This is a genomic window from Mycobacterium sp. 4D054, assembly GCF_052245755.1.
In the GTDB taxonomy this organism is placed as follows: Bacteria; Actinomycetota; Actinomycetes; order Mycobacteriales; family Mycobacteriaceae; genus Mycobacterium.
In genome coordinates, this window is sequence record NZ_JBQQCF010000042.1 from 24,771 (window position 1) to 46,642 (window position 21,872).

A 21,872-nucleotide genomic window follows, 5' to 3' on the forward strand; every position below is an offset into this window, starting at 1 on the left:
GGGTAGAGCGAAGGGGGGGTAAAACCGACCGTCCGACGACCCCTCAAACTCGGACGCCGCTTGCAATCACATAACCGCAGCTCAAGGTAGGTGTGAGTGAGAAATCATCGAATCTATAGAGATTGACCGTTCTCGATTCCTGCCTGGGTCAAAATTTCTACCCCCCCTTACCCCCCCTTCCGCTGTGAACCTATAACCGCAGGTCAGACAGCCGCAGAGGGGGGGTAACTCGCGAAAGCGAGAGACGGCTAACACCGTCCGGGGGTTCAAATCCCTCCGCCACCGCTCGTGCTCGCTGTAGGTAGGGGTCCCCCGATCGGCGGACACGACGTTCCACCGACGACTCCACCGATCACCGGATGTGCCTACGGCACCGGTACGAGCAGCATCGACGCCATGGCAACAGTGGTGACCGACCGCGCCGAGGCGCAGACCCAGAACCTGCGGCAGATCGCGACGGCAAGCTACGTCGGCTCGGCGATCGAGTTCTACGACTTCTTCATCTACGGCACCGCCGCTGCGCTGGTGTTCCCGACGGTGTTCTTCCCCGAACTGGGCCACGTCATGGCCACCACCGCGTCCCTGGGCGCGTTCGCGGCCGCGTTTCTGGCCCGTCCCCTGGGCGCCGCGGTGTTCGGTCACTTCGGCGACCGGATCAGCCGCAAGCAGACCCTGGTGGTGACGCTGCTGCTGATGGGGTTCGCCACCGTCGGCGTCGGGCTGATTCCGAGCACGGCCAGCATCGGTGTCGCGGCACCGCTGCTGCTGATCGCGCTGCGGCTGGTGCAGGGTTTCGCCGTCGGCGGTGAGTGGGCGGGCGCGGTGCTGATGACGGCCGAGCACGCACCCGAGGAGCGGCGTGGTTTCTACGGCATGTTCACCCAGCTGGGTCTCGGCACAGCGCTGGTGCTGTCGAATCTGGTCTTCCTGGTGGTGCACCTCGGCTTCGGCGGCGCCAATGAGGCGTTCCTGCAATGGGGTTGGCGGATCCCGTTCCTGCTCAGCGCCGTGCTGATCGCCACCGCCTTGTTCATCCGGCTGCGGATCCGGGAGTCCCCGGTCTTCGGCGAGGCCGAGACGCAGCAGGGCGCGCCGCTGGCGGAGCTGATCCGCCGGCAGGGCCGTCAGGTGCTGCTGGCCGGGGGTGCGGCGATCTGCGCTCCGATGCTGGTGTTCCAGGCGGGGACGTTCTTCACGCATTACGCCGCTGAGCACATGGATTACTCGGCCAACCTGGTGCTGCTGGTCAACGTGATCGGCGGGCTGTGCGCCGTCGGCTTCGCGGCCGTCTCGGCCGTTTTGTCCGACACCTACGGCCGACGCCGGGTGACGGCGCTGGGCTACGCGCTGGCCGCGCCGTGGGCGTTCGCGGTGTTCCCGCTGATCGCGACCGAGGACCACGTGGTCTTCGGCGTGGCTATCGTGCTCACCTACGCGTTGATCGGTGTCTGCATGGGTCCGCTCGCGGCGTTCCTGCCGGAGATCTTCGCCGCCCGCTACCGCTACACCGGTGCGGCGCTGTCACACACCCTCGGCGGAGTCATCGGCGGCGCGCTACCGCCGGTGATCTCGCCGATGCTGATGGCGACGTACGGCGGCACGGCGATCGCGCTGATGATGGGCGGCCTGGCGGTGGTCAGCCTGGTCTGCGTGACGGCGCTGCCCGAAACGGCGCAGCGCCGACGCCCTACTCGCCGGTGAAGTTCGGCGGCCGCTTCTCGAACATCGCCGTGATGCCTTCGGTGAGGTCCTTGGACGGCAGGAAGGCCGAGTTCCATGCCGCGACGTAGCGCAGGCTGGCCGCCACCTGGGCGGTGCGCTGCTCGTCGAGCACGTCTTTGATGCCGTGCACAGTGTGCGGCGGGTTGGCGGCGATCTCCGCCGCGGTGGCCCGTGCGGCGGCCAGTGATGCCTCGGCGTCGGGGTAGACATCGTTGACCAGGCCGATCTTGTCGGCGCGGGCGGCGTCGATGTCCCTACCCGTGAGCGCCAGCTCGCGCAGATGCCCGTCGGACAGGATCAGCGGCAGGCGCGCCAGAGAGCCGACGTCGGCGACGATCGCCAGCTTGACTTCGCGCACCGAGAACTTCGCGTCGCTGCTGGCGTAACGGATATCGACCGCGGAGATCAGGTCTACACCCCCGCCGATGCACCAGCCGTGCACCGACGCGATGGTCGGGGTGCGGCAGTCGGCGACCGCGGTGATCGCGTACTGCATGGTTTTGAGCTTGGCATGGAAGTCGGCGCGTGGCTTCGACGACGACGCATCGGCCATCATCGAGCCGAGCGTGTCACCCATCGCGGCCAGGTCCAGGCCGTAGCTGAAATTCTTGCCCGAGCCGGTCAGCACGATCGCCCGCACCTGAGGGTCGGCGTCGAGCTCGTTGAACACCACCGGCAGCTCGGCCCAGAACGCCGGGCCCATCGCATTGCCCTTGCCGGGCCCGATCAGCGTGACCTGCGCGATGTGATCGGCGATGTCCACGGTCATGGATTCATAGGAGTTACCCATGACCAGAGAGGTTAGCCGCCGCCCAACAGGACGTCGGCGACGACTGCGCTGGGCAGGAACTGGCAGGCCGCGTCAGCCAGGATCTGCCCGACGAACTCGCCGTCGGGGCCCAGCGGGTTGCCCTCCTGGGACAGGATCTCGCGCACCACGGCCACCCGGGTGGGTTCGTCGAGGCCACTGAACTCCTCGCACGTCATCGTCAGCGAGTTGGCGGGCGCCGGCACCTGCGGGACGTCGGTGTTGCGGGTCGGAAGCGGCAGATTCGGGATCTGGATGTCGGGGATACCCGGGATGCCGGGGCTGCGGCTGGTGGTGGTCGGAGATGACGTCAGCGGCGGGCCGGGCTGCGTGGTCTGCGCGACGGCGCCCTCGGTGGTGCGCTGACAGGCCGTGGTCAGGCCCAGGACGACACCCAGACCGACGAGCGTCGCAGCCGTGATCCGCGCGTGCGTCTTCATCCTGGCCACGATATGCGGCTACACCCGTTCCAGGTAGAAGTACAGGTGGCGGGGCGTGCCCGAGCTGGTGTCGAGGGCGCCCTTGCCGTTCATGATGCCGATGACGGCGTTGTCATCGACGACCTTGAAGTGGTCGTGCACCGGCCTTCCGTCGTAGACCATCGTCGCGACCACCTCACCGCGGAACTCCTCCATCCAGAGGCTGGCCTCGCCGTTCATCGCCTCGGTGTTGGAGAACTTGGCGCCGTCGGCGTCCAGGCAGACCAGCGGCTTGGCATCGGTTGCCGAGTGGAACGTCTTGCCGAACCAGTTCAACTTCTTCATGAAGCCGTTGGCCTTGTGTCCGGTGTCGAACTCGCCGCCCTTCCATTCGCCGATCATGAAGTCGATGGTCGCCGGCGCCAGGGTGGCCCAGAACGCGTCCAGTTCGGCATCGGCGATCCGGTCGGTGCGCCCGGTCAGCTCGGTGAAGGTCTTGCGGGGGTCGGTGGTCATCTGTCTCCTAAACGAGGTGGGCTGCCCAGCGCCCGGCGAAGTCGAGGAAGGCGTCGTTCTCCTCGGGGGCGGCGACGGTGACACGGACGCCGTCCTCCCCGTACGGACGCACGATGATGCGGTCGTTCGCGGCGTCGGCCGCGAACTCCTGCGCCCGCCCGACCAGCGGCAACCACACGAAGTTCGCCTGCGAGGGCGGCAACTCGTAGCCGGCCCCGCGCAGCGCGGCGCTGACCCGCTCGCGTTCGGCGACCACGGCGTCGGTGCGTTCCAGCAGTTCGTCGGCGGCGTCCAGGCATGCGATGGCCGCGGCCTGCGACACGCTGGTGGCGGTGAACGGCACGTACACCTTCGAGAGCGCGGCGACGATGTCCGGATCGGCGACGGCGTAGCCGACCCGCAGCCCGGCCAGCCCGTAGGCCTTCGAAAAGGTGCGCAGCACAACGACATTGCTGTGCGCCCGGACGAGCCCGAAACTGTCGGGCACGAGCCCGTCGCGGATGTACTCGATGTAGGCCTCGTCGAGCACCACCAGGATGTGCGGTGGCACGGCCTCGATGAACCGCGCCAGTGCGTCGGGGTCGACGACGGTGCTTGTCGGGTTGTTCGGGTTGCACACGAAGATCAGCCGGGTGCGGTCGGTGATCGCGGCGAGCATCGCGTCGAGGTCGAAGGTGTGGTCGGTCAGCGCCACCTGCACCGGGGTCGCGCCGGCGGTGCGCACCTGCAATGGGTAGATCTCGAAGCTGCGCCAGCCGAAGAGCACCTCGTCACCGACGGTGGACGTGATCTGGATCAGCTGCTGGCACAGGCTGACCGATCCGCTGCCGACGGAGATATTCTCCGGGGCGAATCCGACGTATTTGGCGAGACGCTCCCGCAGCTCGACGTAGCCGTTGTCGGGGTAGCGGTTGATGCCATCGATCGCGTTCTCGATCGCGGCCCGCACGCTGGGCAGCGGGCCGTGGACGGTTTCATTGCTGGCGATCTTGATGGCGCCGGGCACCGTCCTGCCCGGCGCGTAGGCGGGCAGATCGGCGAGTTCGGGGCGCAGACGGGCGGACACCTGAACAGTTTAGGGCCCGTCCGGAGCTGCTTTGCTTCCCGCGGCGGGGCCTGTGTACTCTCATCCAGCGGCGGTAAACGTCGGGAGGCGTGCCAGAGCGGCCGAATGGGACTCACTGCTAATGAGTTGTCCCCCTTACAGGGGACCGGAGGTTCAAATCCTCTCGCCTCCGCTGTTCGTCATAACTGAATATGCAGTACAACCATGCGCCCGTAGCTCAACGGATAGAGCATCTGACTACGGATCAGAAGGTTAGGGGTTCGAATCCCTTCGGGCGCGCTTACTACCAGCGACAACCGTGTGGCTCTGACGACCGTGGGATCCGTGCACGCTTTCCGCCGAATCCGCGTACCTATGGCCCACGCTCGCCCCCGCTAAAGTCGGGTTCGTGCGCCTTCTGCTGATCGCCGACACGCACCTGCCCAAACGCGCCAAAGATCTGCCGCCCACAGTGTGGGACGCGGTGGACGAGGTCGACGTGGTGATCCACGCCGGAGACTGGGTCGAGCCGGATCTGCTCGACACGCTCGAGGCCCGAGCCGACCGACTGGTCGCCTGTTGGGGCAACAACGACGGACCGGAGCTCCGGCGCCGGCTGCCCGAACGGGCCGACGTGGTGCTGGAGGGCCTGAAGTTCACCGTCACCCACGAAACCGGCGCCGCGACGGGACGGGAGGCGCGGCTGGCCCGCGACTACCCGGACACCGATGTGCTGGTGTTCGGCCACAGTCACATCCCGTGGGACACCACCGCCAAAACAGGGCTGCGCCTTCTCAATCCGGGGTCGCCCACCGATCGGCGCCGTCAGCCCTATTGCACCTACATGACCGCGACGGTGCATTCCGGCGCACTGCATGACGTCGTGCTGCACAGGCTGCCGCGTCGTGCGTGACCGTCCCGCCACCGTCGCGGACGTCCACGAGATCGCCGCGTCGATGCCGCACGTGACCCGCCTCGAAGGCCCGAAGGCGAATCCGATCTACCAGGTCGGTGGCAAGTCGTTCGTGTACTTCCGGACCCCGCGGCCCGACGCGGTCGACCCGGACACCGGTGAGCGCTACACCGACGTCATCATCATCTGGGTCGAGTCCGAGGACGACAAGCTCGCCCTGACGCAGGATCCCGATTCACCGTTTTTCACCACCGACCATTTCAACGGGCACCTCTCGGTACTGGTGCGAGCCGGCCGCTTGGGTGAGGTCAGCGTCACCGAGTTGCGGGAACTGATTCAGGACGCGTGGCTGTCGCGGGCCTCGCAACGGCGCGCCGAAAAGTGGCTCGCAGAACAGGGCTGACTCAGCCCGCGTCGGCCGCGCAAATCAGCTCGATGTGCCTCTCGGCCCAATTTCCCAGTGGCTCAAGAGCTTCGAGCAACTCCTGGCCGGCCGAAGTCATCGAGTACTCCACCCGCGGAGGCACTTCGTGGTAGCTCTCGCGGTGCACGACGCCGTGCGCCCGAAGTTCCTTGAGGTGCTGTGTCAGCATCTTCTGTGAAATCCCGGCCAGGCTGCGGTGCAGCGCATTGAATCGTTTCGGGCCCTCCTGCAGCTCCCACAGAATGAGCGGCTTCCACTTGCCGTCGACGACCGCCATCGCCGCATCGAGTCCGCACGTGAATCTTCCGAGTGATGACACGGTCCGCCTCCTGCAGTTCAGCGCCAATCGTTTCATTTTGGTAAGTACCGCACTTTTTAGTGGGTACTTGTCGGCTGGTTTGTGTCGTACCGACGATGGTGCCATGAATTCAGTGACTGTCCTCGGAACCGGTGAGATGGGTTCGGCGCTGGCACGGGCGGCGTTGGCCGCCGGCTACCGCACCACCGTGTGGAACCGCACCCCCGAACGAAGCGCCCCGCTGCGGGCCGCCGGCGCGGCCGTGGCGGGCGCGGTGGTCGACGCGATCGCCGACGCCGATGTGATCGTGGTGTGCCTGTTCGACCATGTGTCGGTGCACGACGTGCTCGATCTCGTGGCCGCACAGCTCGCAGGTCGTGACCTGATCAACGTGACCACCACGACGCCCGACGGCGCACGAGAACTCGCTCGGTGGGCGGCCCGTGCCGATATCCGGTACCTCGACGCGGGCATCATGGCGACGCCGGACATGATCGGCACACCCGCGTCCACGGTGTTCTACAGCGGCGCGCGTGAGGTGTTCGACGTGTATCGCAACTTCCTCGAAACGTGGGGAACTGCAGAGTATTTCGGGACAGACGCAGGAATGGCGTCGTTGTACGACCTGGCGATGCTGGCCGGGATGTACCTGATGTTCGCCGGATTCTTCCAGGGTGCCGCGATGGTCGCCGGCGCCGGCGTCACAGCCACCGAATTCGCCACGCGGGCGGTTCCGTGGCTGCAGGCGCTGGCACCCGCGGTGACCGCCTACGCCGGGGTGATCGACGACGGGGACTACGCGGTGCCGGGACAGCAGAGCCTGAACTTCAGCGATCTGACCGACATCATCGCCGCGGGCCGGTCCGTCGGCGTCGGTACCGAACTCATCGACACCCTCCAACAACTCATCCGCCGCCAGATCGACGCCGGATTCGGTGACCACGGCTTCGCCCGGGTGATCGAGAGCATGACGAAGGAGCACGCCGCATGACCACTGCCACCGTCATCGGACTGGGGCCCATGGGCCGCGCCCTGGCAGTCGCCCTGATCAAAGCTGGATGTGACGTCACGGTGTGGAACCGTACGGCTTCAAAAGCAGCCGAACTCGTCTCCCTCGGCGCGCACTGGGCGCCGGACCCGGCCGACGCCATCGGCGCCGCCGAGGTCAGCCTGATCAACGTCGTCGATCACGACGCCGTCGACGCTGTGGTCCGTGCTGCTGGGGACGCCGTCTCAGGCCGCGTGTTGGTCGGACTGAGTTCGGACACCCCCGATCGCGCGCGCGGCACCGCCGCGTTGGTCACCGGCGCCGGCGGCCACTACCTCGACGGCGCGATCATGACGCCGACCGACGTGATGGGTACGGCCGGCGCCGGCGTGCTCTACGCCGGGCCGCGAGAGTTGTTCGAGACTCAGCGCGGGATCTTCGAGATTCTGGGACAGGCAACGTGGCTGGGGGAGGAGCATGGCCGGGCCGCCGCCTACGACATGGCGCTGCTGGACGTGTTCTGGACCGCGACAGGCGGATTCATGCACGCGTTGGAAACCGCACGGGCTCAGGGCATCGCGCCCGACGAATGCTTCCGCACGCACTGGGCATCGCGGCGATCCTGCCGCCCGTCTTCACCGAGATCGCCGAGCGCATCCAGGCGGATCGCCACGACGAGGCCCGCGCATCGGTGTCTTCGGCTGCGACCTCGCTGAAGCACCTGGTTGCGACATCAGTGCACAGCGGCGTCGATGCCGGCGTTCTCAAGACGATGCAACGCTACGCGGACGCCGCGATCGCAGCCGGGTACGGCGATGCCGAGATCAGCCGCCTTGCGGGGGCGATGCGGGCCGGGTGACGTCGGCGTGGTGGGCGCCGCAGACGAACAGCGCCAACCGGGCCGGAGTGTCACCCGGGTTGCGCCACCGGTGCCGGGTCCCGTTCTGCACGACCGTGTCTCCCGGTTGCAGCGTCACCTCGGCGCCGTCGTCGAGCTCGAGGATCACCGTACCTTCGAGCACCACCTCGAAGTCGATGGTGTCGGTGGTGTGCATGCCGGGATCCTCGGGATCCATGTAGCCGAGCAGCCCGGGCAGCTTCTGCTCGGCGTCGGCCAGCGCCGCCTCGGCGTCGATCTGGCTGGGGTCCCCTGTCGCCGTCGCATGCGGCGGCAGCGTGAACATCGAGAAGCGGAAGCCCCCGACGGGCGGAAAATACGTGTGCCACTGCGGCATCGAGCCGTCGTCGGGGAATCGGGGTGCTTCGTTGCCGCCCCACAGCAGCGTGAACTCGGAGCCTGGGAGCAGCATCGGCACGCGGGGGGCGACCTTCTCGTCGCTGACGAACACTGACTTGCCGGACGCATCGTGTCCGGTGACGACTCGGCGGATGTCCATTGTGTCAGTCAAGCATCGAAACCGCGCCTGACGTGGCAGTCTCGCGATATGAACAGCAAGCCGCCGACACCGACGATCGAAGACGCGCACCGGGTGCACCGCGAGACCCTTCCGTTTGACGACACCCGGGATTTCGCCGACGCCGACCGGGGCTTCATCGCCGCCCGGCAGCCCTGCGTCATCACCGCCGCTGACGGACGCGTGGTGTGGGACAACGACGTCTACGGGTTTCTGACCGGAGACGCCCCGCCCACGGTGCACCCGAGCCTGTGGCGCCAGTCGACGCTGGTGGCCAAGCAGGGGCTCTACGAAGTGGTCACAGGCATCTACCAGGTGCGGGGATTCGACCTGTCCAACATCACCTTCGTCGAGGGTGACACCGGCATCATCGTGATCGACCCGCTGGTGTCCACCGAGGTGGCCGCCGCCGCGCTGGCGCTGTACCGCGAACACCGCGGCGATCGCGAGGTCCGGGCGGTCATCTACACCCACAGCCACGTCGACCACTTCGGCGGGGTGCTCGGGGTGACCTCGCAGGCCGACGTCGACGCCGGCAGGGTCGCGGTGCTGGCGCCCGAGGGATTCACCGCCCATGCGGTGCAGGAGAACGTGTATGCCGGCACCGCGATGACCCGCCGCGCCGCCTACATGTACGGCACGGTGCTCGAGCGCGGGCCGCAGGGGCAGGTCGGCTGCGGGCTCGGCCAGACCCCGTCGACGGGTGAGGTGGCGATCATCGTGCCGACGGTCGACATCCGCGAGACCGGCGAGGTGCACACCATCGACGGCGTGGAGATCGAATTCCAGATGGCGCCGGGCACCGAGGCGCCGGCCGAGATGCACTTCTACTTCCCGCGCTTCCGGGCGCTGTGCATGGCCGAGAACGCGACGCACAACCTGCACAACCTACTGACCCTGCGCGGCGCGCTGGTGCGCGATCCGCACGGCTGGGCCGGGTACCTGACCGAGGCGATCGACACCTTCGCCGACCGCGCCGACGTGGTGTTCGCATCGCACCACTGGCCCACCTGGGGCCGCGACCGGATCGTGGAATTCCTGTCGCTGCAACGGGATCTGTACGCCTATCTGCACGACCAGACGCTGCGCCAACTCAATCAGGGGTACACCGGCATCGAGATCGCCGAGAGCTTCACGATGCCGCCCGCGCTTGAGCAAGCCTGGCACGCCCGCGGCTACTACGGGTCGGTCAGCCACAACGTCAAAGCCGTCTACCAGCGCTACATGGGCTGGTTCGACGGCAACCCGGCCCGGCTGTGGCCGCACCCGCCGGAGGCCATCGGCCCGCGCTACGTCGCGGCGATGGGCGGGATCGACCGCGTCGTCGAGCTGGCCCGACAGGCGTTCGACGACGGTGACTTCCGTTGGGCTGCCACGCTTCTCGACCATGCGATCTTCACCGACGAGAACCACGTCGGCGCCCGCGAGCTGTACGCCGACACCCTCGAGCAACTGGCCTACGGCGCCGAGACGGCGACCTGGCGCAACTTCTTCCTCGGCGGCGCGACCGAGCTGCGGGACGGCAACTTCGGTACCCCGACCCAGACCACGTCGACATCGATGGTGGGGCAACTGTCTCCAGAGCAGATGTTCGACGTGGTGGCGATCAGTGTGAACGGGCCGCGGGCATGGGATCTCGACCTCGCCATCGACGTCACTTTCCTTGACGTGCAGACCAACTATCGGCTGACCCTGCGCAACGGGGTGCTGGTCTACCGCAACGTTGCCGCGGACGAGGCGACGGCCCAGGCGACGGTCCGGTTGGCGAGCAAGCTGCGCCTGCTCACGCTCGCCGCCGGTGACAACACCTCGCCTGGTCTCGAAATCAGCGGGGACGCAGGCGTTCTCACCGCTTTGTTGTCGGCGCTCGACAAGCCGGACCCGGACTTCAACATCATCACGCCGTGACTCCCGCGGCGGCCCGCTAGGGGATGCCGCCGTCAGCGCGGATGATCGAGCCCGAGGTGAAACTCGACGCATCCGACATCAGGAACAGCGCGGCGCCGACGATCTCGGCGGGCTGGCCGGCCCGCTGCAGGGCGCTGCGCGCGAACGGGTTGGTGTCACCATCGGTGAAGGTCCAGGCATCGCTGATGTCGGTCAGGAACGGCCCGGGCATCAAGGTGTTCACCCTCACCGTCGGACCGTAGGCCAGCGCCAGAGCCTCGGTCATCGCATTCAGCCCAGCCTTCGACGCGGCGTAGGGGACGAACGTCGGGTGCGGTCGCAGCGACCCGTGGGTGCTGACGTTGATGATCGAGCCGCCGCCGTCGGCGAGCATGCGATCACCGACGAGCACCGACAACCGGAACGGGCCCTTGAGGTTCAGGTTCACCACCGAGTCGAACAGCTTCTCGGTGACCGACGACAACGACTCGTACAGCGGGGACATCCCCGCGTTGTTGACCAACACGTCGACCTTGCCGAACCGGTCGTAGGCCGCGTCGACCAACCCGTCGAGCTCATCCCACCGTCCGACGTGCACCGCGTACGGGTATGCGGCCGGGCCGGTCCCGGCGGTGACGGCCTCGGCGGTGGCCACGCAGGCGTCGTACTTGCGGCTGGCGATGACGACGTCCGCCCCGCAGCGGGCCGCCGCAAAGGCCATCTCCCGTCCCAGACCCCGGCTGCCGCCGGTGATCAGCACCACCCGGTCGGTCAGATCAAACAGCCGGCCGGGGAATCCACCCGCATCGGTCACGGGCCATATGGTGTCACGGTGCAACTGCTTCTGGTCCGACACGCGCTGCCCCGGCGAAGCGAACCCGGGCAAGGCTCCGATCCGCACCTGTCCGAAGAAGGCGTCGAACAGGCCAAACGCCTGCCCGACGCGCTGGCCCGGTTCCCGATCACGCGACTGGTGAGCAGCCCGCAGATCCGGGCCGTCGAGACCGGGCGGCCGGTGGCCGACGCGCTGGGACTGCCCATCGAGGTCGACGAGCGCTTCGCCGAGTACGACCGCGACTTGGAGCACTACATCCCGATCGAGCAGATCGCCGCCGAGAACCCGCAGGAGCTGCAGCGTCTCATCGACGGGCACCTGCCCAGCGCCGTCGACGAGGACGAGTTCCTGGCCCGCGTCAACGCCGCCGTCGACGACGTGGTGGCCGCCTCCGAGCACGACGACACCGTCGCGGTGTTCAGCCACGGCGGAGTCATCAACGTGATCCTGCACCGAGTGCTGCGGACCGAGCGGTTGCTGTCGTTTCACGTCGACTACGCGTCGGTGACGCGGCTGCTGTCGTCGCGCACTGGGCGGATGGGCGTGGCGGGGGTCAACGCCACCGAACACGTATGGGACTTATTGCCCAGAAATCAGCGATGGTAGGAAAGTCAGCGTGACTGACCTCGAAGGCCTCGATCTTTCCGCCCTGGACCGACACCTGCGCGAGGTCAGGGTGCCCCGCAGCGGTGACCTGCGCGCCGAGCTGATCTCCGGCGGCCGCTCAAACCTGACCTTCCTGGTGGCCGACGACGCCTCCCAGTGGGTGCTGCGCCGCCCGCCGCTGCACGGCCTGACCCCCTCGGCGCACGACATGGCCCGGGAGTACCGGGTCGTCGCCGCGCTGGCCGACACCGCTGTCCCGGTCGCGCGCGCGGTCACGATGCGCGACGATGCCTCCGTGCTGGGGGCGCCGTTCCAGATGGTCGAGCACGTCGCCGGCCGGGTGGTGCGCCACACCGACCAGTTGAAAGCCCTCGGCGACGAGGTGGCGATCGAGGCGTGCGTCGACGCGCTGATCACGGTGCTTGCCGACCTGCACGCGGTGGACCCGGACGCGGTCGGGCTGTCGGACTTCGGCAAGCCGAGCGGCTATCTGGAACGCCAGGTGCGGCGCTGGGGTTCGCAGTGGGACCTGGTCAAGCAGACCGATGACCCGTGCGACGCCGACGTCCGGAAGCTGCACCGGCGTCTCGGCGAAGCCCTGCCGCAGCAGAGCCGCACCTCGATCGTGCACGGCGACTACCGCATCGACAACACCATCCTCGACGCCGAGGACGCCACGAAGGTCGTCGCGGTGCTGGACTGGGAGATGTCCACGCTCGGTGACCCGCTCAGCGACGCCGCGCTGATGTGCGTGTACCGGCACCCGACGTTCCACCTGGTGCATGCCGACGCCGCGTGGGCGAGCGAACTGATCCCGAACGCGGACGCGCTCGCCGAGAAGTACTCCCGGGCGGCCGGCCAGCCGCTGGACCACTGGGACTTCTATATGGCGCTGGCCTATTTCAAGCTCGCCATCATCGGTGCAGGCATCGCCTACCGGGCCCGCGAGGCCGGCGTCGTCGACGACACCGACAAGGTGGCCGAGGCCGTCGGCCCGCTGATCGCCGCGGGGCTCTCCGAGCTCTGCTGACGCCGAGGTTTCGCCGCAGGTCGGCGGCGGGTAGAGGGAGGCGTGCTCCCACCATGCCCCCGATGCGCCCCGCACGACGATGAAACGTGACGTCGGCGCGGAACTCGACGTCGAGATCACCGAGCCCACGACGCTCGAATTCCAGATCGCCGTAGCGCCCCAGCCGGGTGCCGAGGTCACCGAGTCACTGTCGTTCACGTTGAACGGCAACGAGATTCCAGACGCCCGGATCAACCAGATCGCCGGCGACCACGGCAACCGCATCCACAAACTCGACGCGCCGGTCGGCAACCTCAAGGTCAGCTACCGGGCGAGCGTGGTCGGACAGGCCGACCCGGCGCCGGTGCGCGACCTCGACCTGTCCATGTATCTGCGGCCCAGCCGGTACGCCGAAGCCGACAAGTTCTTCGGTTTCGCGGGCACAGAATTCGGTGACGTCGACGACCCCGTCGTGCTGCTGGCGAAGGTGTCGTCCTGGGTGGGTGCCCGGCTGAGGTACGTGCCGGGGTCCAGTGACCCGATCGACGGTGCCGCGGACACGCTGCTGGCCGGTTCCGGGGTGTGCCGCGATTACGCGCACCTGGTCATCGCGCTGCTGCGGGCGGTGAACGTGCCCGCCCGGCTGGTGTCGGTGTACGCGCCCGGGTGCCACCCCATGGACTTCCACGCCGTGGCCGAAGCGTTCGTCGACGGTCAGTGGCACGTCGTGGACGCCACCTGCCTGGCGCCGCGGCAGTCGATGCTGCGCATCGCGACCGGGCGGGACGCGGCAGACACCGCCTGGCTGGACAACCACGGGGGCGCGATGACGGTCAACGCGATGGAGGTGTTCGCGACCGTCGACGGCGAGCTGCCCCGTGACCGCATCGAGCAGTTGGTGTCGATCCGGTGAGCTACACGCCGCCCTTGAGGTTCCTCTTGGCGGCGCGGCGCAGTTGGAACATGCGCACCGCACCCACCGCGACCGTCACCAGGCCGCCCGCCACGGCGGCGAACAGGATCGCCACACCCAGCGGCAGGCTCCAGTGCCAGCCGAGGAAGGCTAACTCCACGGACTCGGTGTTCTGCGCGATGAAGACCAGCAGCACGATCAGGATGAGGAATCCCAATGTGAGTGCCGCCCACAGTGCGGCGGCGCGGGTGCGGTGCACCGCGGACTTCGGCGGCGGCGGTGGCGGTGGCGGGGTCCCCATCGTGGGGGTCCCGGGCGCGTCGAACGCCGGCTGGTCGGCTGACGCGAACGGATCGCTGGACATGGCTCCATCTTTGCCCTAATGCGCTTTGAATGAAACCACTTCACCGGTGACGTAAGGTCGGCGAAGCCCTTCTCGCAGGCAGGCGAGAGTGAAAGGACGGTCGGATGAACTGTTCCCGACGAATCAGGCGCGCCGCTGTCGCGGTTGCCGTAGCCGCACTCACCCTGATGGTCGCGGCGTGCGGCAGCTCCAATCCACTCGGCGGCGGCGACATCTCCGGCGACCTCAGATCGATCAAGGTCGGTTCCGCCGACTTCACCGAGTCGAAGATCCTCGCCGAGATCTACGCCCAGGCGCTGGAAGCCAACGGGTTCTCCATCTCCCGCCAGTTCGGGATCGGCAGCCGTGAGACCTACATCCCCGCGGTGCAGGACCATTCGATCGACCTGATCCCGGAGTACACCGGCAACCTGTTGCAGTACTTCGACGCCGAGAGCACCGCCACCACCCCCGACGAGGTGTTGCTGGGCCTGCTCAAAGACCTCCCCGGCGGTTTGTCGATCCTCTATCCGTCGCCGGCCGAGGACAAGGACACCCTGGCGGTCTCGGAGCAGACCGCGCAACGCTGGAACCTCAAAACCATCGCCGACCTGGCGGTGCACTCGCCGGAGGTGAAAATCGGTGCGCCATCGGAGTTTCAGACCCGCCAAACCGGGCTGGTAGGACTCAAACAGAAGTACGGGCTGGACATCGCGCCGGCCAACTTCATCGCGATCAGCGACGGGGGAGGCCCCGCGACCGTCAAGGCGCTGACCGACGGAACCGTCACCGCGGCCAACATCTTCAGCACCTCACCGGCGATCGAGCAGAGCCGGTTGGTGGTGCTGGAAGATCCGAAGAACGTCTTCCTGGCGGCCAACGTGGTGCCGTTGGTGGCCTCGCAGAAGATGTCCGACGAACTGAAGACCGTGCTCGACGCCGTCAGCGCGAAGCTGACCACCGAGGCGCTGATCGAACTGAACACCTCGGTGGAGGGCAATCAGGGGGTCGACCCCGACGAGGCGGCGGCGAAGTGGATCTCCGACAACGGCTTCGATCAACCGATCGGGAAGTAGGGGGCGGGAAACTCACGTGATCACCTTCGAACACGTCACCAAGAAGTTCCCGGACGGCACCGTGGCAGTCGACGATCTGACGCTGAACATCCCCGAAGGAACGCTGACGGTGTTCGTCGGCCCGTCGGGCTGCGGCAAGACCACGTCGATGCGGATGATCAACCGGATGATCGACCCCACCTCCGGTGTCCTGACCGTCGACGGCAAGGACGTCACCAAGGTCGATCCGGTGAAGCTGCGACTCGGCATCGGCTACGTGATCCAGAGCGCGGGGCTGATGCCGCACCTGCGGGTGGTCGACAACGTCGCGACGGTACCGGTGCTGCAGGGTGAATCCCGGCGCAGCGCACGTAAATCCGCGCTCGCTGTGATGGAACGTGTCGGGCTGGACCCCACACTCGCCGACCGCTACCCGGCTCAGCTCTCGGGCGGTCAGCAGCAGCGTGTCGGGGTGGCCCGGGCGCTGGCCGCGGATCCGCCGATCCTGTTGATGGACGAGCCGTTCAGCGCGGTCGACCCGGTGGTCCGGGAAGACCTGCAGACCGAGATCCTGCGGCTGCAAAGCGAATTACGCAAGACGATCGTGTTCGTCACCCACGACATCGACGAGGCGATCAAGCTCGGCGAGAAGGTCGCGGTGTTCGGCCGCGGCGGGGTCCTGCAGCAGTACGACGCGCCGGCTCGGCTGCTGTCCAATCCGGCCAACGACACCGTCGCCGGATTCGTCGGTGCCGACCGCGGATACCGCGGCCTGCAGTTCTTCCACGCGACCGGGCTACCGCTGCACGGCATCCGCCATGTCGGTGAACCCGAGATCGACGACCTGGTACTGAGGCCGGGAGACTGGGCGCTGGTGACCCGGCCCGACGGCACCCCGTACGCGTGGATCGACGCCGCCGGTGTCGAACTGCACCGCAGCGGGAGTTCGTTGTACGACAGCACCATTGCGGGTGGGTCGCTGTTCCAGCCCGACGGCACGCTGCGGCAGGCGCTGGACGCGGCGCTGTCCTCCCCGGCCGGGCTCGGGGTGGCCGTCGACGACGGCGGCCAGGTGATCGGCGGGATGAAGGCCGACGACGTGCTCGCCGCGCTGGACGCACAGCGCACCGCCAGGCAGGCCGGGGGCTGAGCCGATGCGGTACCTGGTCACCCACCTCGACACGCTATGGACGCTGACGGTGATCCATCTGCGGCTGTCGCTGATCCCGATCGTGCTGGGACTGCTGATCGCGGTGCCGCTCGGTGCGCTGGTGCAGCGGACGACGGTGCTGCGGCGACTGACGACGGTGACGGCCAGCATCGTCTTCACCGTCCCGTCGCTGGCCCTGTTCGTGGTGCTGCCGTTGATCATCCCGACCCGGATCCTCGACGAAGCCAACGTGATCGTCGCGCTGACGCTGTACACCGTCGCGCTGCTGGTGCGGGCGGTGCCCGAAGCGCTGGACGCGGTGTCCCCGGTGGTGCTCGACGCGGCCACCGCGGTCGGATACCGGCCGCTCACCCGGATGCTGAAAATCGAACTGCCGCTGGCGCTTCCCGTGCTCATCGCGAGCCTGCGGGTGGTGGCGGTCACCAACATCTCAATGGTCGCCGTCGGGTCGGTCATCGGCATCGGAGGCCTGGGCACCTGGTTCACCGAGGGCTACCAAGCCAACAAGAGCGATCAGATCGTGGCCGGCATCATCGCGATCTTCGTGCTGGCCATCGTGATCGACACCCTGATCATGCTGATCGGCAGGGCGCTCACCCCCTGGACCCGGGCTGACCGGGCGTCCACGGCGAAGGCGGGTGCGCCGGCATGAACTTCCTGCAGGAGGCGCTGTCGTTCATCTTCACCGCCGCCAATTGGGGCGGTCCGGCCGGGCTGAGCGCCCGGATCCTGGAGCATCTGCAGTACACCGTCATCGCGGTGTTCTTCTCGGCGTTGATCGCGGTGCCGCTCGGGATGCTGATCGGGCACACCGGTCGCGGCACCTTCCTCGTCGTCACCGGCGTGAACGCGCTGCGTGCGCTGCCCACCCTCGGCGTGCTGCTGCTCGGTGTGCTGCTGTGGGGCCTGGGTCTGGTCCCGCCGACCGTCGCGCTGATGCTGCTGGGCATCCCGCCGCTGCTGGCCGGGACCTATTCGGGCATCGCGAACGTCGACCGCACGGTCGTCGACGCCGCCCGGTCGATGGGGATGACCGAACGCAGGATCCTGCTGCGGGTGGAGACTCCGAACGCGATGCCGCTGATCCTCGGCGGGCTGCGCACCGCAACCCTGCAGATTGTGGCGACCGCCACCGTCGCGGCCTACGCCAGCCTCGGCGGGCTGGGCCGCTACCTGATCGACGGCATCAAGGTGCGCGAGTTCTACGTCGCCCTCGTGGGTGCCCTGATGGTCACCGCGCTGGCGCTGTTCCTGGACGCTCTGCTGGCGTTCGCAGTGTGGGCGTCGGTGCCCGGCACCGGCAGGCTGCAGCGGTTGGGCGCGATGCCGCAGCCTTTCCTCGGCGACGAGGTCGCATTGGAATCACGGCCGCGGCCCGGTTCATCCCCCGATTCGGAAGCCCGCCACGAACGCGCAAAGCCGTCGCCTACGGTAGAGGCATGAGTGAAGCCGATCGCTCGGACGCGACTGCCCCCAGCCGCGAGGAGCAATCCGGCCGCTGGCCGGCTGTGTTGACCTGGCGCGCGCACGATGTGCCGCGGATGGAGTCGGTGCGCGTGCAGCTCGCCGGTGACCGCATCAAGGCCCACGGCCGGATCGTGGCCGCCGCCACCTCGGAACACCCCCCGTTCAGCGCGTCCTACGACCTCGTCACCGACGAGCACGGGGCCACCAAGCGGCTGTCGCTGACCGTCACGCTGGCCGAACGGGAGCGGCAGCTCTCGATCGCGCGCGACGAGGAGAACATGTGGCTGGTGCAGGAGCGCTCCGGGCAGACCCGCAGGTCGGCCTTCGACGGTGCACTCGACGTGGACGTGATCTTCAGCCCGTTCTTCAACACCCTGCCGATCCGGCGCACCCGGGTGTACCAGGGAGAGGGATCGGTGACGGTGCCAGTGGTCTACGTGCGGGTGCCCGATCTGTCGGTGGACGTCGCGACGATCAGCTACGCAGCGGGGGCCGACGGGATCAAGCTGCACTCGCCGGTGGCCGAAACCACCGTCACCGTCGACCCCGACGGCTTCATCCTGGACTATCCCGGGTTGGCAGAGCGGATCTGACCACCCCGCCGGCGCGCCCTGCCGCGGCGAGTTCGTCGCGCCAGCCGTCGGCGCCGATGACGGTGGTGACGATCTGCGGGCGGCTGAAGCTGTCGTAACGGACCCGAGCGGCGTGGCCGGTCTCGACGAGGTCGGCCACGGTTTGATGCTGGGCCAGCTGGTTGCGGGCATCGATGAGCAACCGAAGCGCGTGGTCGAGCACCGGCATCAAGCGGGTGGAATTGGCCTCGCACATCGCCCGCACCAGGTCGGGCGAGGTCGCGGCGACCCGGGTGCCGTCCCGGAAGGAGCCGGCGGCCAGCGCGAACGCCAGCGGCACCTCACCGGCGGTGGCGGCCAGCGCCTCGGCGAGCAGGTGCGGCAGGTGTGAGATCGTCGCGGCCGCGGTGTCGTGCTCGTCGGAGCGCGCCGGCACGACGAACGCGCCGCAGTCCAGCGCCAGGTCCATCACGCTTGCCCACACCGCGGGATCGACGTGGTCGTCGACGCTGAGCACCCAGGGGGTGTCGACGAACAGTCGGGCGTCGCCCGCGGCCCATCCGGAATGGGCGGTCCCGGTCATCGGGTGCCCGCCGACGAACCGGCTGAGCAGGCCGACCTTCTCGACTTCGGCGTGCACGGCACCCTTGACGCTGGTGACGTCGGTCAACGGGCAATTCGCCGCGGTGGCACGGATGTGGCTCAGCATCAGCCCGAGCGCGGGCACCGGTACGGCGAGCACGATCAGCGCGTCGTGCGCAGCGGCGCGGGCCAGGGTCTGGTCGAGGTCGGTGCTCGCGTCGAAGCCGTCGAACCGGGCCGCCTCCGCGCCTTCGACGGAGCGGTTGTAGCCGAACACGTCGCGCCCGGCGGCTTTCGCCGCCCGCATCAGCGAGCCGCCGATCAGGCCGAGACCGATCACGCACACCGGTGGCTTCGTCACCTGCCTAGGTTGGCACATCGGTCTGGACAGTCGGTGTCAGGAGGGTGTGCAGGGCGGTGCGGACCCGCTGGTCAAGCCCCTGCCGGGGGACTACCCTCAGGCCTCATGGGAGCGCAGAGTGCACAGAAGCAGGAGCGGGTGACCGACGTTCCGGACGGCTTCGCTGTGGCCGTCGTCCGCGAGGACGGCAAATGGCGGTGCACCCCGATGCGGCCGGTAGCGTTGACCAGCCTGACCGCCGCGGAGACCGAGCTGCGTGAATTGCGAAGCGCCGGAGCGGTTTTCGGGATCCTCGACATCGACGATGAGTTCTTTGTGATCGTGCGGCCCGCGCCGTCGGGTACCCGGCTGCTGCTCTCGGACGCGACCGCGGCCCTGGACTACGACATCGCGGCGGAGGTGCTGGAGAAGCTCGACGCCGACATCGACGACGAGGAGCTCGAACGGTCGGACCCGTTCGAGGAGGGAGACCTCGGCCTGCTGTCCGACATCGGCCTGCCCGAAGCGGTGCTGGGGGTGATCCTCGACGAGAGTGACGACCTGTACGCCGACGAGCAGGTGGGCCGGATAGCGCGGGAGATGGGATTCGCCGACGAGCTGTCGGCGGTGCTGGACCGTCTGGATCGGTGACCGACGAGGACCTGATCCGCGCCGCGCTCGACGCCGCCCGGCTGGCCGGTCCTCGGGACGTGCCGATCGGCGCGGTCGTCGTCGCCGCGGACGGGACCGAGCTGTCCCGGGCCGCCAACGCCCGGGAAACCCTCGGCGATCCGACCGCACACGCGGAGATCCTGGCGCTGCGCGCCGCGGCGTCGGCGTGGGGTGACGGGTGGCGGCTGGAGGGCGCGACGATGGCCGTGACCGTCGAGCCGTGCACGATGTGCGCGGGTGCGCTGGTGATGGCCCGGGTGGCGCGGGTGGTGTTCGGTGCGTGGGAACCCAAGACCGGCGCGGTCGGTTCCTTGTGGGACGTGGTGCGTGACCGGCGGCTGACGCACCGGCCGCAGGTGCGCGGCGGGGTGCTGGAGGCCGAGTGCGCGGCGCCGCTGGAGGAGTTCTTCGCGCGGCAGCGGTGACTTCCCGGTTCCGCCGAGACCGCATCTGGCGCGGTCCGGCGGGCACATTCTGCGCAGTGGGCGCAATCTCGGCGGGGTCGGCGCGTTTTGGTCTGGGGCGTGTGCGTCGGTAAGCTGCCACACGGTGGCGTGTCCGAGCGGCCTAAGGAGCACGCCTCGAAAGCGTGTGACGGGTAACCCCCGTCCGAGGGTTCAAATCCCTCCGCCACCGCCACACCTCTCCAGCCTGCGATCCAGGTGAGAGGCTATTTTTATCGTTGCGGCGCTGTGGCGCTGGCCGCGGGGGCCCAAGCTCTCAGGCTTTGCTGACTAGGCGCCTAATGTGATTTGCGCCACAGTTTTACGCAAGATTGTGTGAAGCTTTTTGTCATGTTCTCCGGGTATCGAAAGTTTCTTTTCATCCGGGATCGGCCTCGGTCAGCGGCTCTTGCCGAACGAGCAGTCGGAGGAACTCTCTATTGATGTACAGCCGATCGCGGCCGATCTTGACACTCTCGAGCAATCCATGCTCGGCAAGGGAGTTCAGCCATGACGTCGCCGTGGGCCGGGACACGCCGCAGCGGTTCATCACGGTGGTGATCCGACAGTACGGCTGTTCGAAAAGCACCGATTGGAACTCTGCGTCTCCACCACCCCTGGATGCCGCTCTTGCACGCTGGCAGAAGTCGTCTTGGAGCCGGCGGATCGCATTAACTTTGCGCAAGGTGTACCGGGAGGTGACCTCTATGCCCGTGAGTATGTAAATGACCCACTCTTCCCAGGCCTGGTCAGCTGTCACCGCCAGCAGTAGGCGGTAATAGTCATTCTTCGTATCGATGATGTAGCGGGACAGGTAAAGGACTGGAAGGCGGAGCAGACCAGCTTCGACGAGCATCAACACGTTTACGATCCGGCCGGTTCGGCCGTTGCCGTCAGTGAACGGGTGAATTGCTTCGAACTGATAGTGCGCAACGGCCATCCTGATTAAAGGATCCAGCCCGTCCTGTTCATGGATGTAGCACTCCCAGTCGGTCAATTTTTTCTCGATCACATCGCGCCCTTCGGGCGGGCTGTAGATGACCTCGCCGCTGCCCGGCCGCGCGATTCGAGTCCCGGGGAGGGCGCGCACCTTCATCTCCCGGCCCTTGATGATGCTGCAAACCGCTGCCGCAGTAGTGGTGGTGAGGCCTCGCTCCAAGGTGTGTTCGAAACCAGCCCGAAGAGCTGTGCGATATCGGAGCGTCTCTCTCGTGGCCGGATCAGCATGTGTTTCATCGTCAAGGTGACGAAATAGGTCATCTGTCGTAGTCACGATGTTCTCGATCTCCGAGCTGGCCTGGGCTGTCAGTTCTCATCCGATCAGAAGCATTCTCATTTGATGTGACACATCGGCGCGCCTTTCTCATTTGATCTGATACAGCCGGTACCGTTCTGGGCATGTCGATGCTGGCCACTGGTGCTGTTGCCG

At 67.6% G+C, this 21,872-nt stretch carries 25 protein-coding genes, 3 tRNA genes and 2 pseudogenes; 19 read left to right on the forward strand and 11 right to left on the reverse strand.

Features of this window, described 5'->3' with window-relative positions; genetic code table 11:
• The first annotated feature begins 396 nt into the window (after positions 1–396).
• Positions 397–1,701, forward strand: a complete 1,305-nt coding sequence (locus ACTWP6_RS23730) for an MFS transporter (RefSeq protein ID WP_443188951.1) — start codon at positions 397–399, stop codon at positions 1,699–1,701.
• Here the strand turns inward: ACTWP6_RS23730 and ACTWP6_RS23735 are convergent.
• From ACTWP6_RS23735 to hisC, 4 genes are read right to left on the reverse strand one after another with little or no spacing between them, the layout of a single operon-like run.
• Positions 1,688–2,512 (reverse strand): crotonase/enoyl-CoA hydratase family protein, encoded by an 825-nt coding sequence (locus ACTWP6_RS23735; protein ID WP_260755786.1) that lies wholly within the window; start codon positions 2,510–2,512, stop codon positions 1,688–1,690. The genes ACTWP6_RS23730 and ACTWP6_RS23735 overlap by 14 nt on opposite strands.
• A gap of 11 nt (positions 2,513–2,523) precedes the next feature.
• Positions 2,524–2,970 carry a hypothetical protein gene (locus ACTWP6_RS23740; RefSeq protein ID WP_443188952.1) on the reverse strand — a complete coding sequence of 149 codons (447 nt, stop codon included), beginning with the start codon at positions 2,968–2,970 and terminating at the stop codon, positions 2,524–2,526.
• Positions 2,971–2,988: 18 nt separating this feature from the next.
• Positions 2,989–3,465, reverse strand: coding sequence for a DUF4334 domain-containing protein (locus ACTWP6_RS23745; RefSeq protein WP_443188953.1), 477 nt, complete (start codon positions 3,463–3,465; stop codon positions 2,989–2,991).
• Between the two features lie 7 nt (positions 3,466–3,472).
• Positions 3,473–4,531 (reverse strand): histidinol-phosphate transaminase, encoded by a 1,059-nt coding sequence (gene hisC / locus ACTWP6_RS23750; protein ID WP_443188954.1) that lies wholly within the window; start codon positions 4,529–4,531, stop codon positions 3,473–3,475.
• Between the two features lie 83 nt (positions 4,532–4,614).
• Between hisC and ACTWP6_RS23755 the strand changes: the two genes are divergently transcribed.
• The 4 genes from ACTWP6_RS23755 (at position 4,615) to ACTWP6_RS23770 (ending at position 5,826) form a co-directional block, all read left to right on the forward strand.
• A tRNA-Ser gene (locus ACTWP6_RS23755) sits at positions 4,615–4,703 on the forward strand.
• Between the two features lie 34 nt (positions 4,704–4,737).
• Positions 4,738–4,810 (forward strand) — tRNA-Arg (locus ACTWP6_RS23760).
• Between the two features lie 109 nt (positions 4,811–4,919).
• Positions 4,920–5,423 (forward strand): metallophosphoesterase family protein, encoded by a 504-nt coding sequence (locus ACTWP6_RS23765; protein WP_260755782.1) that lies wholly within the window; start codon positions 4,920–4,922, stop codon positions 5,421–5,423.
• Positions 5,416–5,826 carry an MmcQ/YjbR family DNA-binding protein gene (locus ACTWP6_RS23770; protein ID WP_443188955.1) on the forward strand — a complete coding sequence of 137 codons (411 nt, stop codon included), beginning with the start codon at positions 5,416–5,418 and terminating at the stop codon, positions 5,824–5,826. The genes ACTWP6_RS23765 and ACTWP6_RS23770 overlap by 8 nt, the downstream gene beginning before the upstream one ends.
• Before the next feature lies 1 nt (position 5,827).
• Here ACTWP6_RS23770 and ACTWP6_RS23775 read toward each other — a convergent pair whose 3' ends face one another.
• Positions 5,828–6,166, reverse strand: coding sequence for a winged helix-turn-helix transcriptional regulator (locus tag ACTWP6_RS23775; RefSeq protein WP_443188956.1), 339 nt, complete (start codon positions 6,164–6,166; stop codon positions 5,828–5,830).
• 103 nt (positions 6,167–6,269) lie between these two features.
• On the opposite strand from ACTWP6_RS23775, the gene ACTWP6_RS23780 reads away from it, so the two are divergent.
• Positions 6,270–7,136, forward strand: coding sequence for an NAD(P)-dependent oxidoreductase (locus ACTWP6_RS23780; protein ID WP_443188957.1), 867 nt, complete (start codon positions 6,270–6,272; stop codon positions 7,134–7,136).
• Positions 7,137–7,165: 29 nt separating this feature from the next.
• Positions 7,166–7,992 (forward strand): annotated as a pseudogene (locus ACTWP6_RS23785) (NAD(P)-dependent oxidoreductase).
• Here ACTWP6_RS23785 and ACTWP6_RS23790 read toward each other — a convergent pair.
• Entirely contained in the window at positions 7,958–8,542 is a 585-nt protein-coding gene (locus ACTWP6_RS23790) for a cupin domain-containing protein (protein ID WP_443188958.1), read from the reverse strand. The pseudogene ACTWP6_RS23785 and the gene ACTWP6_RS23790 sit on opposite strands and share 35 nt — an antisense overlap.
• 36 nt (positions 8,543–8,578) lie before the next feature.
• Here ACTWP6_RS23790 and ACTWP6_RS23795 point away from each other — a divergent pair, with 36 nt between their 5' ends.
• Positions 8,579–10,456, forward strand: a complete 1,878-nt coding sequence (locus ACTWP6_RS23795) for an alkyl/aryl-sulfatase (RefSeq protein WP_260755779.1) — start codon at positions 8,579–8,581, stop codon at positions 10,454–10,456.
• A gap of 16 nt (positions 10,457–10,472) precedes the next feature.
• On the opposite strand, the gene ACTWP6_RS23800 is transcribed toward ACTWP6_RS23795, so the two are convergent.
• Positions 10,473–11,249 carry an SDR family NAD(P)-dependent oxidoreductase gene (locus tag ACTWP6_RS23800; RefSeq protein WP_443188959.1) on the reverse strand — a complete coding sequence of 259 codons (777 nt, stop codon included), beginning with the start codon at positions 11,247–11,249 and terminating at the stop codon, positions 10,473–10,475.
• A gap of 18 nt (positions 11,250–11,267) precedes the next feature.
• Here ACTWP6_RS23800 and ACTWP6_RS23805 point away from each other — a divergent pair, with 18 nt between their 5' ends.
• The 3 genes from ACTWP6_RS23805 (at position 11,268) to ACTWP6_RS23815 (ending at position 13,798) form a co-directional block, all read left to right on the forward strand.
• A complete protein-coding gene (locus ACTWP6_RS23805) occupies positions 11,268–11,876 on the forward strand; it encodes a histidine phosphatase family protein (RefSeq protein WP_260755777.1) in 609 nt (202 codons plus the stop codon).
• A gap of 10 nt (positions 11,877–11,886) precedes the next feature.
• Complete coding sequence (locus tag ACTWP6_RS23810; RefSeq protein ID WP_443188960.1) at positions 11,887–12,906, forward strand: phosphotransferase family protein; 1,020 nt, start codon at positions 11,887–11,889, stop codon at positions 12,904–12,906.
• A 79-nt stretch (positions 12,907–12,985) separates the two neighbouring features.
• Complete coding sequence (locus ACTWP6_RS23815) at positions 12,986–13,798, forward strand: transglutaminase-like domain-containing protein (RefSeq protein ID WP_260755775.1); 813 nt, start codon at positions 12,986–12,988, stop codon at positions 13,796–13,798.
• 1 nt (position 13,799) lies between these two features.
• On the opposite strand, the gene ACTWP6_RS23820 is transcribed toward ACTWP6_RS23815, so the two are convergent.
• Entirely contained in the window at positions 13,800–14,162 is a 363-nt protein-coding gene (locus tag ACTWP6_RS23820) for a LapA family protein (RefSeq protein WP_260755774.1), read from the reverse strand.
• A gap of 104 nt (positions 14,163–14,266) precedes the next feature.
• Between ACTWP6_RS23820 and ACTWP6_RS23825 the strand changes: the two genes are divergently transcribed.
• From ACTWP6_RS23825 to ACTWP6_RS23845, 5 genes are read left to right on the forward strand one after another with little or no spacing between them, the layout of a single operon-like run.
• Positions 14,267–15,217, forward strand: coding sequence for an ABC transporter substrate-binding protein (locus ACTWP6_RS23825; RefSeq protein WP_443188961.1), 951 nt, complete (start codon positions 14,267–14,269; stop codon positions 15,215–15,217).
• Between the two features lie 16 nt (positions 15,218–15,233).
• The gene (locus ACTWP6_RS23830) at positions 15,234–16,346 is read left to right on the forward strand and encodes an ABC transporter ATP-binding protein (RefSeq protein ID WP_443188962.1); all 1,113 of its coding nucleotides are present in this window, start codon (positions 15,234–15,236) and stop codon (positions 16,344–16,346) included.
• A gap of 4 nt (positions 16,347–16,350) precedes the next feature.
• Complete coding sequence (locus ACTWP6_RS23835) at positions 16,351–17,019, forward strand: ABC transporter permease (protein WP_260755771.1); 669 nt, start codon at positions 16,351–16,353, stop codon at positions 17,017–17,019.
• On the forward strand, positions 17,016–17,810 hold the full coding sequence (locus ACTWP6_RS23840; protein ID WP_260755770.1) for an ABC transporter permease: 795 nt from the start codon (positions 17,016–17,018) through the stop codon (positions 17,808–17,810). Before ACTWP6_RS23835 ends, ACTWP6_RS23840 begins: the two co-directional genes overlap by 4 nt.
• On the forward strand, positions 17,807–18,427 hold the full coding sequence (locus tag ACTWP6_RS23845; RefSeq protein WP_260755769.1) for a putative glycolipid-binding domain-containing protein: 621 nt from the start codon (positions 17,807–17,809) through the stop codon (positions 18,425–18,427). Before ACTWP6_RS23840 ends, ACTWP6_RS23845 begins: the two co-directional genes overlap by 4 nt.
• Here the strand turns inward: ACTWP6_RS23845 and ACTWP6_RS23850 are convergent.
• The gene (locus ACTWP6_RS23850; RefSeq protein WP_260757848.1) at positions 18,390–19,334 is read right to left on the reverse strand and encodes a prephenate dehydrogenase; all 945 of its coding nucleotides are present in this window, start codon (positions 19,332–19,334) and stop codon (positions 18,390–18,392) included. The two genes, ACTWP6_RS23845 and ACTWP6_RS23850, sit on opposite strands and share 38 nt — an antisense overlap.
• 120 nt (positions 19,335–19,454) lie before the next feature.
• Here ACTWP6_RS23850 and ACTWP6_RS23855 point away from each other — a divergent pair, with 120 nt between their 5' ends.
• From ACTWP6_RS23855 to ACTWP6_RS23865, 3 genes are all read left to right on the forward strand, one after another.
• Positions 19,455–19,979 carry a tRNA adenosine deaminase-associated protein gene (locus ACTWP6_RS23855; protein WP_260755767.1) on the forward strand — a complete coding sequence of 175 codons (525 nt, stop codon included), beginning with the start codon at positions 19,455–19,457 and terminating at the stop codon, positions 19,977–19,979.
• Positions 19,976–20,425 (forward strand): nucleoside deaminase, encoded by a 450-nt coding sequence (locus ACTWP6_RS23860; protein WP_260755766.1) that lies wholly within the window; start codon positions 19,976–19,978, stop codon positions 20,423–20,425. The genes ACTWP6_RS23855 and ACTWP6_RS23860 overlap by 4 nt, the downstream gene beginning before the upstream one ends.
• Positions 20,426–20,548: 123 nt before the next feature.
• A tRNA-Ser gene (locus ACTWP6_RS23865) sits at positions 20,549–20,639 on the forward strand.
• Between the two features lie 183 nt (positions 20,640–20,822).
• Here ACTWP6_RS23865 and ACTWP6_RS23870 read toward each other — a convergent pair.
• Positions 20,823–21,539: a Fic family protein gene (locus tag ACTWP6_RS23870; RefSeq protein WP_443188963.1), complete on the reverse strand. Its 717-nt coding sequence runs from the start codon at positions 21,537–21,539 to the stop codon at positions 20,823–20,825.
• An 81-nt stretch (positions 21,540–21,620) separates the two neighbouring features.
• Positions 21,621–21,752: pseudogene (locus ACTWP6_RS23875) on the reverse strand (Fic/DOC family N-terminal domain-containing protein); the annotation flags it as partial.
• Positions 21,753–21,872: the final 120 nt, after the last annotated feature.